Raw genomic sequence first — 13,261 nt, 5'->3', positions numbered from 1 at the left:
GCTGTTTCTTCTTCGCACTATGCAGATGTTTTTGTATCAAGTACAGTACCGTCTTGTAACACCAATTTCGGCGGTTCATTATCAGCTACTGTTTCTTTCGTCAAAATACACTTCTCGATATCTTTGCGAGATGGAAGTTCGAACATTACATCAAGCATTAAGCCTTCAATAATAGAACGAAGTCCACGAGCACCTGTTTTACGTTCAATTGCTTTTTTCGCAATCTCAACTAGTGCACCTTCTTCAAACTCTAACTCAACATCGTCAAGCTCCAATAATTTTTGGAATTGCTTAACAAGTGCATTTTTCGGTTTCGTTAAAATATCTACAAGAGCATCTTCATCAAGCGGCTCTAGGTTCGCAATAACTGGAAGACGACCGATAAACTCCGGAATTAAACCGAATCTTAAAAGATCCTCTGGTAAAACGTGAGATAAAACATGCTTCTCATTTACATCAGCATTTTTCTTCTCAGCACCAAATCCAATTACTTTCTCACCAAGGCGACGTTTAATAATTGGCTCAATGCCATCAAACGCTCCACCACAAATGAATAGGATGTTCGTTGTATCAATTTGAATGAACTCTTGATGCGGATGCTTACGACCACCTTGAGGTGGAACGCTCGCTACAGTACCTTCTAAAATTTTCAGAAGTGCCTGCTGTACACCTTCACCAGATACATCACGTGTAATTGATGGATTTTCGGACTTACGTGCCACTTTATCAATCTCATCAATATAAATGATTCCTTTTTCCGCTTTCTCTACATCATAATCAGCTGCTTGGATTAATTTTAGTAAGATGTTTTCTACATCTTCCCCTACATATCCAGCTTCTGTTAAAGATGTTGCGTCCGCGATTGCAAATGGAACATTTAAAATACGCGCTAATGTTTGTGCCAATAATGTTTTACCACTACCAGTTGGCCCAATAAGTGAAATATTACTCTTCGCTAATTCTACATCATCAATTTTACTGTTAGAATTAATACGTTTGTAATGGTTATATACCGCTACCGCTAGTGCTTTTTTCGCGTTATCTTGTCCGATGACATACTCATCTAAGATTTCACGAATTTCTACCGGTTTCGGTACATCTTTGAATTCTACTTCTTCGTCCTTCGCAAGCTCCTCTTGTACAATTTCAGTACAAAGTTCGATACACTCGTCACAAATGTAAACACCTGGACCTGCAACTAACTTTCGAACTTGCGTTTGTGTTTTACCACAGAAAGAACATTTTAATTGACCTTTTTCATCATTAAATTTAAACATATTTTCACACCCCTTACAAAGTGCTAACCTCTTGCCTTCGTATGTACACGATAAATGTATCGTATGTAAATACATATTATGTCACTACGTGGCGAGAAATACAAATAATATGACTAGTTATGTACAAATAAAAAAATTTTAAAACTTTTGAAATATGTATATTCGACTTGTAAAGGAAGTTTTCCTTCTTCATCGAAAAGTTTTATAAATATATTTCTATATTTATAAAACAAGGCACGATTAAAATCGCGCCTTGTTATTTTATTATGCAGCGTTGTCTACTAAGAAGTCTACAGCTTTACGCACTTTAAGGTCTTCAGATAAAGCGTCTACGCTTCCAAGAGCTTGCTTGATAGCGTCTACTGGCATACCGTACATTTCAGCCATTTTTTCAACTTCTGCAGTTACTTCTTCTTCAGTAACTTCGATGTTTTCAGCTTCAATGATAGCTTCAAGAACAAGATTGATTCTTACGCGTTTTTGAGCGTCTTCTTTCATTTGCTCTTTTAACTTGTCAGCGTCAGTACCTGTGAATTGGTAGTAAAGCTCAAGGTTCATACCTTGTTGGCTTAAACGTTGCTCGAATTCACGAACCATACGATCTAACTCAGTGTCGATCATAGCTTCTGGAATCTCGATTTCAGCGTTAGCAGCAGCTAATTCTACTACTTCGTCACGCACTTTGTGCTCAGCTTCGTGCTTTTTGCCTTCTTCTAAGTTTGTACGAAGTTTTGTTTTTAATTCATCAAGAGTTGCAACTTCTTCGTCAGCTTCTTTAGCGAACTCGTCGTTTAACTCAGGAAGTTCTTTTGTTTTGATTTCGTGAATTGTTACTTTGAATGTAGCTGGTTTACCAGCTAATTCAGCAGCGTGATACTCTTCTGGGAATGATACTTCAACTTCTTTAGAATCACCAGATTTAAGACCAATTACTTGCTCTTCGAAACCAGGGATGAAAGTACCAGAACCAATTGCAAGAGAATAGTTTTCGCCTTTTCCGCCTTCAAATGCTTCGCCATCAACGAAACCTTCGAAGTCGATTACAGCTGTATCACCGTTTTCAACAGTTCCTTCTTCTTTAACAACTAGTTCAGCTTGACGCTCTTGTAAAGATTTTAATTCGTTCTCTACATCTTCGTCAGTTACAGTTGTTTCAACTTTTTCTACTGCTAAACCTTTGTACTCACCTAATTTAACTTCAGGTTTCACTGTAACTTTTGCAGTGAAGATAAGGTTAGCATTTTTTTCGAACTTCTCGATGTTGATTTCAGGATGATCAACTGGGAAGATACCAGCTTCATCGATCGCTTCACCGTATGCTTTTGGTAAGATGATATCTAAAGCATCTTGGTATAAAGATTCGATACCAAAGCGTTGTTCGAATAACGGACGAGGCATTTTCCCTTTACGGAAACCTGGTACGTTGATTGTTTGTACTACTTTTTTGAACGCAGCGTCGATAGAGTTGTTTACTTCTTTAGCATCAACTTCGATTGTTAAAACGCCTACGTTACCTTCTAATTTTTCCCATTTTGCAGCCATTTATTCTTTCCCTCCAACTATAATAATGTATGCACATACCTCTATAGATTAAAATCTTCATTATCTCTTTTTTGAAATAACAAAAGTACAAATAATCCTCTAGCAAAAGCTTTCAGATATAATGTTCCAATCTACTAATTGTCTAAAAGACAACTACGGTATATTTTGTTCGAGAATAATATGAAACATATTAAGTAAGAGAATTACACTTCTCTTCTCTTACAAACAGGCAGATTTCTGCCTTTTGCAACCCTTACATTATAACATAGAATATGCTCGTTTCAAGAACCGAACGATTCTTTTTCATAATTATACGGGCAAATATCCTTCTCTTTCAACACGTAATAACCATTGATAGGCAATATGAAACTCTTCTAATTCAATATTATACGCTGTCATAAGCTCTTCTTCATCAATAGTCAATCCGAAACGCTTTCTTCCAATTCTCTCTAAAACAGCAGCCCAAATCTCCACTTTATCCATTAATAGAGCGAATGGGAAAACGCTAATTCGCAATTCTTTCCAATATGTAACCATAGCATCAAATATATCGGGATAATTTTGCTCTAATCGGCTTGATAGTGTATGTATAATGTTATCGGATTGCTCCTCATTATGACCTGTAAATGCTGGAATCACCTTGATTGTATTCCCAAACTTTTCTACCTCTATCTCTTCTTCTATTTGATTTTCTATCATTTTATATAAAATAGAAGTTTTCAAATAAGGGTGCTGTTTTTCGTCTATTAAAAATTTCTTTAAAATAGGTAATGCAAGATCCAAGTCTTTTAACGAAAGTTGCTGAATCGCTCTTAGCTTTTGTCCAAAGTTTTCTCCAAACATTTCATTAGTAAACTCATCCAATTCAAAATTCGAATCGACTAGTGACGTATCTACTTCACTTAACATACCTTCTGCAAATAAAGCGAGCTGTGCTAATTTTTCCTTTTGCTCAGGCATTACATCTTTCGTTTGCAAAACCTTTTCAACGATTTCAATGACACCTTCATAATCATTTGTTTGAACTAAAATCGTCACATATGTTTCAAGAATATCACCAAATAATACAGCTCCTGTTTCAAGTAACTGTTCACATTTGTCTTTCGCTTCTTCCATATGTTTTAATTCTAACAAACAAATAACAGAAGCGAGTTCCGTTTGTTCCGTTTCTGCATTATACTGACGTAATATTTCAAAGCAGCGCAATGCATCTTCGAATTTCCGCTCTTTCAGTGCTAAAAAACCTTCATCAATATATCGCTCTGATAGTTGTGGAAACAATACGACCGTATTTTCTTTTTTATCCATACGTCCGCCTCTTTTTCTAGATTTTAATTATCTTTAAAGTAAATATATCAAATGAGTAATAAGAACACAACATCCCAAAACCCTTTGTTTGAAATATGAAAATATTTAATTTTTATATTTCAATATAAACAAATCCTTACTAAAAATTAAAAATGTGCAAATAAAAATCCTCAGCAATTAAAGCAGAGGATTCATCATTAATGGAAAGCTTTTATAATAGTGGGGTATATAACAAGGGTAATAATTTGGAGAACAATAATTGCCATAACAATCATGCTAAAATAGAAGATTGGTTTACTTCGCTTCATTAAAAACATAATAATAAGCATCGTACAAGCAAACAAACTTAAGAAGAACAAACTCGTTGTCGAACTAAGTATACCACTCGGGACAAAGAACAATAACACTACACTACAAGTACCTATAATTCCAAATAACCATTCCATTCATTCACTCATTCCCTTTCCCTCTCATGGCAGTTTTTTTTACTAAGCGATTAAATGTTTTACAACATCAACTACATACGTTAATTTCTCATACGCTACAAATCCAAAAGCAACTGTTAAACCCGTTACGATTAACCCTTTCATCATTTCTTCCTCCTCGTTTTATCGTTGTTACCTTCATTATAGAGGATTAGCAATTTGTTACCATCGAACTTCCTTACAGTTACCTTACAGAATTGTAAGATTTCAAAATGGATAGAAAAAAACCTCATATTACTTGAGAGGTTTTCACGGAATTTCTCTATAATTATTTGCAAAATTAACTTTTTTCTCTTGATTATTTTTCGGAGAATCCACTCTTAAACTAATAGATTTACTAAATAACTTAGGGTTGAAATAATCATTCGTTACTTTTCTTAACTTACCTTCAAATGTTTTTAATTATATGAAAACACTTTATTGAAATCGTGTTAATATATTTTTATACAATTAAGAATTTAATTTACAAGGGGGATTCTATATGTTTAAGAAAATGGCTGCAGATGTATTAGGACTAAGCGATGTAGGTTCTGTCATCACACCGAAAGATTACGATAAAGTTGATGCTGATGATTACGTGATGCATGAAGATGGGGAGAAAATTTATTTTCTAATTAAATCAAAATCAGATGAATATTGTTTCACAAACAAAGGATTACTCCACCTAGATGGTACAAGTGCGACAAGTAAAAAACGCACACTACGCCGCTTTAGCTATAGTAAATATCAAATTAAAAATGTAGCACTTGAAACTGCGGGAACAATTGATTTAGATGTAGAAATTAAGTTTCAAATGGGAGATGAGCATTATTCAATTGATGTTCATAAAAAACATATTGAAGAATTAAAAGATTTATATAAGGCTTTACTTAAAATAGAAGAAATTTCATACGACAACGATATTACATTGCAGTATGCACATAAAAGTCTAGATATGGCATCTAACGCTTTCAGCCGTATTTCAAACGCACAAGTAAATTTAGCAGAACAATTTAAAGAAATGAACGAGATCGCCTTTAACTGGCTCGTTGATACGAAGAAACAATATAACGTGAAAGATTATGGTTTTGTCTTTGACAAATTTATTAATAACTAATTTAAAACAAACAAAAAACCTTGTTATCAAAAGATATCAAGGTTTTTTTAACGTCCCAGGAGAGGTTCGAACTCTCGGCCCGCTCATTTTCGTACTATTTTATATATTTTGATCGCAGTCTTAATATATCTTCTCCTTCACGAATGCCTGCCGATCCCTTCCTCACATTTTTTATGACAGTCCAATCTGGGTTAGTTTCATCACCGATGTTCTGTACTGTAAAGTTGCCATCACCATATTTCCGGTGACCTTCTGCCAATTTCTCCGTTAAATCATTCTCATTTGATCTCGCCATCTTTGCGCCATCTCCCTTTTTTATACAACCTTCTTAAACTGTCCAACCAATCACAAGTCCAGTCAATTGGAGATTCTCGTTTTCCGCTTCTATTAATTGTAACACACTGTCGGGGATAAATTCCGATAACGGTGCTCAATCTTACTAGAATGGTAAAAAGTTTTATAACATTCTAAGTGAACAATTGGGATAATACAGATATGGATTTAAGTTCCTTCATAAGCCTATTGATTCTTTAAATTAAACAAGAGAAATAGGGCGCATAAATGGCGCTCTTTTCTTAATGCACTTTAATCTGTTGTATATAATAATTATCATATGTTACTTTATATTTTTTACACCTCTTGCGCATACATCAATTTTTTTAGCGTCCCAGGAGAGATTCGAACTCCCGATCCGTCTTTAACCAAAATATACAAACACTAGTATAATCTGTTTGTTGAATCGTTCATTTTTTCGATCAACTGACCATTTGTTAAAATTCTACTTTTTGCTTCTTTTACATCTTCCCAACTTAATTTTTTTAAAGGACCAATCCTTCATACGTAAAGGATATTTTGTCCCTCAACCTTCAGGTTCTGTATGGTAAGACATCGTTAAAAAAAGCTGTGTAATAAATCAAGATGATCTACTTCATAAAAAATAACATCTCCCCCAAAATCCTACTATCATCTCCAATTCCCTCTCTTTATATCCCCTATGCGTCTTGTACGAAGTTCTACATACCAATCATTTAGCAATTTTGTAATCTGTTCATTGTTCTTAGTTCGTTCCAATAGCGTAGAGTAAACCCTATTGAGATAAAAAACAATTATTAAGAATAAAGGCTTCGTAATATCTCATATAACTTGTCTCAAATATCTTAACGTTGTAAATCCTCATTCTCGGGACGCTACCTCTAATATAATTTGAATGAATAAAAATGATAGATTAATTATTTTTAGATAAAATATCGAATATTTTATCTATTTTTATTGGAGTAAAATAGATACCAATCCACTCCCTTTTTCAAAACAAAAACACCTCAGAATTTTTCCAAGGTATCTAAGGAAATTATTTACCTAACTTCTCAACTTTCACATCTGATTTGCAATCCTCCGACTCCTTTAGGGCATTTTTTAACAAAGTAAGAAAGTCTGTCCCTTGAATAGAATGGTAGTTTGCTAAGTTAGTTATTTTAGAAGGAATTTTATCTCCCCAAGGTGGTCTTTTAGTTAAGTCCTCAATATCCCATATTACCTCTGATGGAGGTATTTCACTCAATGTTTCTCTGATTTCTTCTACATTTTTCAAAGCCTCAGGGACATCTTGCCACTTTAATTTATCAAAATATAAGTCTTTCATTAGTAGAGGATATTTAGTTCCCCATCCCTCAGGTTCAGTGTGATAAGAGATTGTTGAGAAAAAGCTGTGTAAAAAGTCAGGGTGTCCTGCCTCATAGAAAAATATGTCTACAGAAAATCCAACTGCCATTTTCATCAGTCCTTTTTAATAAATTTTATTTCAGGTAATGTATTAGCTTTTTTATGTATTTCTGCTCTAATTTCCCTCAGAATGTCACTAGAAACAGTTTGTCCTCTTGTATCTATAATGATAGTTTGCTTTGTGCCTTCAGGCAAGTGAATGGCTCTATCATTTACTTGTTTAACAATTGTATTTACTAAATTAGTTCTCCTTGATTTAGTGGACAAGTCATAATTTTTCACTTCTATACTATGACCCTCTATATAAAAATCAGGTCTAGTACTACCTTTTGTGTATTTAGAAACTACCTCTCTATCCTTAAAAGCAACTTGGTCATCATAATCAGGATGTATCCCACCAATCTCATTTTCAGACTCTCTCCATGAAGGTCTAGCAAACATGAAATAGCTACTTAAATAATTTCCCCAGTGTCCTGATGATGGCAATGTACTAAGTATAGCTTCGCCAGTTAAACCACCACCTGCAAAAGCAGGTTGTAAACGTGGTGGAAAAGCTTCAGTTACTTTGTACATGTTTGCTCCTCTAGCAAGTTTAAAAGCCTTATCAAGACCTTTCCCACCAAGTAACCCTAGACCGACTGATGTTACTAAATAAGAACCCCAGCGGAATCCACTTTCGACATCTCCATGCCAAACGTCATTCATAAAAGAATCCGAGAAAGCGTTCCACATAGCAGGAAGAGTCTCATCATAATTGACAACAGCACCCCACATGTCTGACCATGTTTCACCGTCACCTAACGCTTTAAATCCTTCCCAAGCATCTCCAACACCTTTTCCTGCACCATCATAAAGACCATCCCAAGCTTTCTCTAAATCAGATTTTGGTTTGCCACACATTGCACCTTCTTCAATTGAATTATCAGCCTGACGATTCCTATCTTCTGCAATCGCTTGAATAGAAGCCACCCACTCCATATTTAATTCTTTCGTACTAAATGTACCACTTGCAGGACTAAATCCTTTTCCACTTTGTACTTCTGCAAGACCTGTTGCAATACTAGCGGCTAGTTGAAGTGCTGTTGCGTAATTATTACTAGACGTTCGATTAAATTCATATAGATGTTCTAATTTTTCCTGAATTTTACGCCGCATCTCAATAAAAAGATTTACCATAGCTTCCATGCCCGAGATTGGCATAGCTTGATTGAGTGCTTCTGTACTTGTCATTCTGTCAATCTCTCGAATTTGTTCTAACAATTCTTGTTCAACTACATCTGTGGAAGCGACTTGTGATTGAAATTGATTTGGAAAGGCATCATTCTGACGGATTAATTCTTCACATAAATAAATGATTCCTTGTGCTAAAGGACGAAAAGTTTCTGCGAAGAATGCTTTTGCACTATCGTAAGTTTGCCTTTGTAGAACAGGTATCGCTTGTAAAAGCATCAATCGACTGAATGGCTTGTTCCATACCTTGAATGGTAGCGGAACATACAGCGTTTATGCTATGAGTTTGGCTTTGTACTTCTCCCAAATACATATTTAAACTCATGCATTGCCCCTCCTTCTTTATAAAGTATTTTATAAGAAAATTATACCATGTCTTGTTATTTCACTGTGCCAAATATTTGAAATTACTAACAGGGAGAATGAATGCAATTAGTTACATAATTGAAAATAAAATTGTTACACAAATGTTGAGAAATATTGAAATTCAATTTCCATCAAATTCTATTCTTGCTATTATTATTTATAAGAATATTCAAAAAGGGAGGGGATTTCATGGACGTTCTAATAAAGGGGAATGAACAAATTTCAAAACTACTTAACGAATGGTATCAAGAAATACGTTCACGTAATATAGATAATGCCCATTGTTTAAAAGAAGAAATTAATTCTATCATTCACACTAACGAAGCAGACCCAAAATTGTTACTCTACTATTACCTTTTAGATTTCGGTTATAAATATTTAGTGGATAATTTAAGTATTTCAAAAAATAGCTTTGATAAAATTGAATCTTTTAATATTCCCACAGATAACTTTTTATCTTACTACTACCATTTTTATAAGGCTATTCATTCTAACGCAATCGGTAATTATAGCCTTGCTAAAGAACATTATGATAAAGCAGAAATTTTACTTAAACACATTCCTGATGAACTTGAAAAAGCAGAATTTCATTATAACTTAGCAACATATCATTATCATATTTATCAAGCACTTTTAGCCATTAAGCATGGTACAAAAGCTAGGGACATATTTTCTAAACATGAAAGCTATGAATTAAAAACAGCCTATTGCGATAATTTATTAGGATTAGCTTGTACGCATTTAAGAGAATTTGAACTGGCTGAAGAATACTTTGTTACTGCAATGAACACATTCCAAAAGCAAAAAAATGAGAAAGCAATCTTACTAGTTCGTCATAATTTAGGCTTAATGTATGCGAGTCAAAATCTCTCTATTTCGGCAATTCGATACCTTTCAGAAGTTGTTGAAAAGAAACCTCATAATTATAAAGCTATTTTTGTTAAAGCCAAGGAACACGTCAAGCTAGGTGAAGAAGAAATTGCATCTCAACTCATTGAAAAAGGTTTAACTATCTGCAATGAATTAGGAAATCAAGAATATCAATACCGCTTTACAATTCTAAGAAAAATAAATAAAAAAGTTACTGCCGAAAAATTAGAACAAGCTATGCTAGCAGGAATGAACTACTTTAAAAACGAAAGATTATGGGAGTATGTTCAAGAATACACGGAAGCAGTAGCAGTCCAATTTCATAACGAAGGAAACTTTGAACAAGGAAGTAAATATTTCTATTTAAGTTATGAAGCTAAAAAAGAAATTTTTAAAAAGGAGGCGTTAAAGTGAAGAAAGTATTATTAGGAATGCTATTGATTACAATTGTAACGATAGGCACACATACTTCAGTTAACACTCAAACAGCTATTAATATTATACAAGGTTTAGCTGATGGTGATACAGGTTGATTTATTAAAAACATAGGACGCTTACCTATTCTTAGGACAGCGTTCTTTTTTATCTAACTTTAACTTTGAAAGGATTGAACAACGAAAATGTTTGACGGACTAACAATAGAGACAACAGGCAAATTTACACCTGCATTGACTACAATTATAGCCACCTTACTTATACCAGCTGTATTATATAGTGTTAATAAACTTGTAATAGCGGCAACAACTAAGGAAGTTGGTAAATATGAATAACGTTTAATTCTTCTAAGTATTGCGTATCTGTTACGTGTAAATAGTAGTCATTTATCGTGCGCTCACGTAAGCCTGTCGCCTTCATTTGACATACAACTATTTCGAGGACTTTCTCGATTGTTAAATTAAATTTATAACGATCCTCTGCGGATACTTTCTTTCGCTGATTGCTTTTCAATCTATCGCCAAAAACATTCGATAAGTCCTCACTAATCGTTAATGAATCACGTCTTTTTGACATAAAAAAATAAGCCCCCTAACTCGTTAGCGACCGCACATTGTACGATTCAACTTACGAATTAGAGAGCTTATATATTGCGGACTTTGACGTCACCGCAAAGGTTTCATTAGCGTCCCAGGAGAGATTCGAACTCCCGACCGTACGCTTAGAAGGCGTATGCTCTATCCGGCTGAGCTACTGGGACATGGAGCGGGTGAAGAGAATCGAACTCTCGACCAGAGCTTGGAAGGCTCTTGTTTTACCACTAAACTACACCCGCATATGTTATTTTATTTTTCTTCGTTAGCGCCGTTGCCCTATCGACAATATTTATTATATGTATAACCATACATAAAGTCAACACCTTTTTTAAAAGAGGATAATTTTTCTTATCCTCTTTTAAAAACTGCTTGTTCAACTAGTTGTCCGTCTAATGTTTCAAAACGAACTTCCATTTGATTTTCATCCATTTCTAATAAAGCAAATGTCTTTTCTACACGCTGACGTGGTAATAAAATGCTGCCTGGATTAATAAATAAAACGCCGTCGATTAATTCTGCACCTAATACGTGAGAGTGTCCGAAGCATGCAACTTGCGCCCCTACCTCTTCTGCGTGGTACGCTAATGTTTGTAATGTCATTTTCACGTTATGACGATGTCCGTGCACAACTACGAAACGAATGCCATCTACATCAGTTACAATTTCGTCTTGAAAGTTAGCATAATCACAGTTCCCTTTTACAACATGGAAACCTTGCAGCTCTTCATGAGCAGGCGTTAGCTCTGAATCACCGCAATGAATCATGACATCTACTTTTCCTTCATATTTCTCTTTCAACTGCTGTAATTCCTTCACAGAGCTATGACTATCGCTTACGATTAAAGCTTTCATCAATCTCTCTCCCTTATTCTCCTAAAAACCATTCTGGGATTTTTTCTTCTAATTTACGAAGAGCACGTCCGCGGTGGCTAATGGCATTTTTCTCATCCGAGCTTAGTTCCGCCATCGCTTTTTTATATTCTTCCACATAAAAAATCGGATCATATCCAAAGCCGTTTTCTCCGCGGCGCTGTTCTAAAATATACCCTTCGCACGTCCCGTTTACAATAACAGGCTTTTTATCACCTTCAGGGAAAGCCACTGCTAATGCACAGTAGAAGCGAGCTTTACGCTTATCAAACGCTACATCATTTAATTCTTGTAACACTTTATCAATATTCGCTTGATCATCTTTCGGCTCTCCAGCAAAACGAGCTGAATACACGCCTGGTTTTCCATTTAAAGCATCTACAATAAGACCTGAATCATCTGCGATTACGATCGCATTCAGCTGTCTACTCAGACTATCCGCTTTTAAGATCGCATTTTCTTCAAATGTTTCACCAGTTTCTTCGACTTCTTCAATATGAGGAAAATCGTGTAATGATTTTACTTCTAAATCAAATCGCTCAAATAACTCAGCAAATTCACGTACTTTCCCCATATTTTTTGTCGCTACAACAACTTGTTTCATACTTTCCACCTCTACTCTATATGAGATACGATGTCACCTAACGCTTCTTTTTGCATGTCAATCAGTTGGAAGATGCCTTGTTCCGCAGCATCAAGCAATTCATTTAACTGCGCTCTGCTAAACGTCGCTTCTTCTCCAGTTCCTTGCACTTCAACAAACTGGCCTTTTCCAGTCATAATCACGTTCATATCAACGTCTGCTTTAGAATCTTCTACATAGTTTAAATCTAAAACAACACCTTGCTCTTCAACAATTCCTACTGACGTTGCTGCTAAATAATCTTTTACTGGAATTTTAGATACTTTTTCTGCTTGTAATAACTTCTCGAACGCTAATACCATTGCTACATATGCACCTGTAATAGAAGCAGTTCTCGTTCCACCATCCGCTTGAATAACATCACAATCGATCCAAACTGTTCTTTCACCAAGTGCTTCTAGGTCAACTACCGCACGTAAAGCTCGTCCAATTAAGCGCTGGATTTCCATTGTACGTCCTGTTACTTTCCCTTTACTTGATTCCCTAATTGTACGTTGTTCTGTTGCACGTGGAATCATCGCATATTCAGCTGTTACCCAGCCCTTTCCTTCTCCACGCATAAACGGTGGGACACGCTCTTCAATTGTCGCTGAGCAAATTACCTTTGTATCCCCAACTTCAATTAATACTGACCCTTCTGGATTTTTTAAATAATTCGTATGAATATGTATATGGCGTAATTCTGTTTTCTCTCTACCATCTACTCGCATAAAAATAACCTCCTCATAACTACTTGTTAGTATAGCCAAATTTAAATGTATGATATGTATACAATAAAAGAAGGGGAACCAAAAAAGCAATTCCCCTTTCTTACTTAAGTATAT

The 13,261-nt window shown here is 35.1% G+C and carries 12 protein-coding genes, 2 tRNA genes and 2 pseudogenes; 3 read left to right on the top strand and 13 right to left on the bottom strand.

Annotated elements, in window-relative coordinates:
* Positions 1-17: 17 nt before the first annotated feature.
* The 4 genes from clpX to MNO09_RS07435 all read right to left on the bottom strand — a co-directional run bounded on the left by clpX (position 18) and on the right by MNO09_RS07435 (position 4,573).
* Positions 18-1,277, bottom strand: a complete 1,260-nt coding sequence (clpX, locus tag MNO09_RS07450) for an ATP-dependent protease ATP-binding subunit ClpX (RefSeq protein ID WP_000472285.1) — start codon at positions 1,275-1,277, stop codon at positions 18-20.
* A 264-nt stretch (positions 1,278-1,541) separates the two neighbouring features.
* Positions 1,542-2,819 (bottom strand): trigger factor, encoded by a 1,278-nt coding sequence (gene tig / locus MNO09_RS07445; protein WP_000729261.1) that lies wholly within the window; start codon positions 2,817-2,819, stop codon positions 1,542-1,544.
* Positions 2,820-3,128: 309 nt separating this feature from the next.
* Positions 3,129-4,127 carry a hypothetical protein gene (locus tag MNO09_RS07440; RefSeq protein ID WP_000358261.1) on the bottom strand — a complete coding sequence of 333 codons (999 nt, stop codon included), beginning with the start codon at positions 4,125-4,127 and terminating at the stop codon, positions 3,129-3,131.
* Between the two features lie 197 nt (positions 4,128-4,324).
* On the bottom strand, positions 4,325-4,573 hold the full coding sequence (locus tag MNO09_RS07435) for a hypothetical protein (protein WP_001983650.1): 249 nt from the start codon (positions 4,571-4,573) through the stop codon (positions 4,325-4,327).
* Positions 4,574-5,093: 520 nt separating this feature from the next.
* Here MNO09_RS07435 and MNO09_RS07430 point away from each other — a divergent pair.
* Entirely contained in the window at positions 5,094-5,708 is a 615-nt protein-coding gene (locus MNO09_RS07430; RefSeq protein WP_000473874.1) for a PH domain-containing protein, read from the top strand.
* 94 nt (positions 5,709-5,802) lie between these two features.
* On the opposite strand, the gene MNO09_RS07425 is transcribed toward MNO09_RS07430, so the two are convergent.
* The 3 genes and pseudogenes from MNO09_RS07425 to MNO09_RS07415 all read right to left on the bottom strand — a co-directional run bounded on the left by MNO09_RS07425 (position 5,803) and on the right by MNO09_RS07415 (position 8,982).
* Entirely contained in the window at positions 5,803-6,003 is a 201-nt protein-coding gene (locus MNO09_RS07425; RefSeq protein WP_000124457.1) for a hypothetical protein, read from the bottom strand.
* Positions 6,004-7,056: 1,053 nt separating this feature from the next.
* Entirely contained in the window at positions 7,057-7,476 is a 420-nt protein-coding gene (locus MNO09_RS07420) for an Imm70 family immunity protein (RefSeq protein WP_002096291.1), read from the bottom strand.
* 5 nt (positions 7,477-7,481) lie between these two features.
* Positions 7,482-8,982 (bottom strand): annotated as a pseudogene (locus MNO09_RS07415) (T7SS effector LXG polymorphic toxin).
* Positions 8,983-9,212: 230 nt separating this feature from the next.
* On the opposite strand from MNO09_RS07415, the gene MNO09_RS07410 reads away from it, so the two are divergent.
* Entirely contained in the window at positions 9,213-10,307 is a 1,095-nt protein-coding gene (locus MNO09_RS07410) for a response regulator aspartate phosphatase (RefSeq protein ID WP_000382780.1), read from the top strand.
* Complete coding sequence (locus MNO09_RS07405) at positions 10,304-10,426, top strand: hypothetical protein (RefSeq protein ID WP_000756801.1); 123 nt, start codon at positions 10,304-10,306, stop codon at positions 10,424-10,426. The genes MNO09_RS07410 and MNO09_RS07405 overlap by 4 nt, the downstream gene beginning before the upstream one ends.
* A 220-nt stretch (positions 10,427-10,646) precedes the next feature.
* On the opposite strand, the pseudogene MNO09_RS07400 reads toward MNO09_RS07405, so the two are convergent.
* From MNO09_RS07400 to rph, 6 genes and pseudogenes are all read right to left on the bottom strand, one after another.
* Positions 10,647-10,904 (bottom strand): annotated as a pseudogene (locus MNO09_RS07400) (hypothetical protein); the annotation flags it as partial.
* Between the two features lie 110 nt (positions 10,905-11,014).
* Positions 11,015-11,088, bottom strand: a tRNA-Arg gene (locus tag MNO09_RS07395).
* Between the two features lies 1 nt (position 11,089).
* Positions 11,090-11,163: transfer RNA gene (locus tag MNO09_RS07390), tRNA-Gly, on the bottom strand.
* A 109-nt stretch (positions 11,164-11,272) separates the two neighbouring features.
* The gene (locus MNO09_RS07385) at positions 11,273-11,776 is read right to left on the bottom strand and encodes a metallophosphoesterase (RefSeq protein ID WP_000645515.1); all 504 of its coding nucleotides are present in this window, start codon (positions 11,774-11,776) and stop codon (positions 11,273-11,275) included.
* A gap of 13 nt (positions 11,777-11,789) precedes the next feature.
* On the bottom strand, positions 11,790-12,398 hold the full coding sequence (locus MNO09_RS07380) for an XTP/dITP diphosphatase (protein ID WP_000815934.1): 609 nt from the start codon (positions 12,396-12,398) through the stop codon (positions 11,790-11,792).
* An 11-nt stretch (positions 12,399-12,409) separates the two neighbouring features.
* The gene (gene rph, locus MNO09_RS07375; protein ID WP_001261774.1) at positions 12,410-13,147 is read right to left on the bottom strand and encodes a ribonuclease PH; all 738 of its coding nucleotides are present in this window, start codon (positions 13,145-13,147) and stop codon (positions 12,410-12,412) included.
* Positions 13,148-13,261: the final 114 nt, after the last annotated feature.

It is taken from the genome of Bacillus sp. N5-665 (genome assembly GCF_022637375.2).
GTDB lineage: Bacteria > Bacillota > Bacilli > Bacillales > Bacillaceae_G > Bacillus_A > Bacillus_A wiedmannii.
The sequence above is the reverse complement of the archived record's forward strand: the minus strand, read 5'-3'. Positions and strand labels throughout refer to the sequence as shown.

Bases quoted from the DNA above. Each gene is read 5' to 3' on its own strand.
- rph (WP_001261774.1), bottom strand. From the start codon at position 13,147: ATGCGAGTAGATGGTAGAGAGAAAACAGAATTACGCCATATACATATT.
- MNO09_RS07380 (WP_000815934.1), bottom strand. From the start codon at position 12,398: ATGAAACAAGTTGTTGTAGCGACAAAAAATATGGGGAAAGTACGTGAA.
- MNO09_RS07430 (WP_000473874.1), top strand. From the start codon at position 5,094: ATGTTTAAGAAAATGGCTGCAGATGTATTAGGACTAAGCGATGTAGGT.
- MNO09_RS07440 (WP_000358261.1), bottom strand. From the start codon at position 4,127: ATGGATAAAAAAGAAAATACGGTCGTATTGTTTCCACAACTATCAGAG.
- MNO09_RS07420 (WP_002096291.1), bottom strand. From the start codon at position 7,476: ATGGCAGTTGGATTTTCTGTAGACATATTTTTCTATGAGGCAGGACAC.
- MNO09_RS07425 (WP_000124457.1), bottom strand. From the start codon at position 6,003: ATGGCGAGATCAAATGAGAATGATTTAACGGAGAAATTGGCAGAAGGT.
- MNO09_RS07435 (WP_001983650.1), bottom strand. From the start codon at position 4,573: ATGGAATGGTTATTTGGAATTATAGGTACTTGTAGTGTAGTGTTATTG.
- MNO09_RS07410 (WP_000382780.1), top strand. From the start codon at position 9,213: ATGGACGTTCTAATAAAGGGGAATGAACAAATTTCAAAACTACTTAAC.
- tig (WP_000729261.1), bottom strand. From the start codon at position 2,819: ATGGCTGCAAAATGGGAAAAATTAGAAGGTAACGTAGGCGTTTTAACA.
- clpX (WP_000472285.1), bottom strand. From the start codon at position 1,277: ATGTTTAAATTTAATGATGAAAAAGGTCAATTAAAATGTTCTTTCTGT.
- MNO09_RS07385 (WP_000645515.1), bottom strand. From the start codon at position 11,776: ATGAAAGCTTTAATCGTAAGCGATAGTCATAGCTCTGTGAAGGAATTA.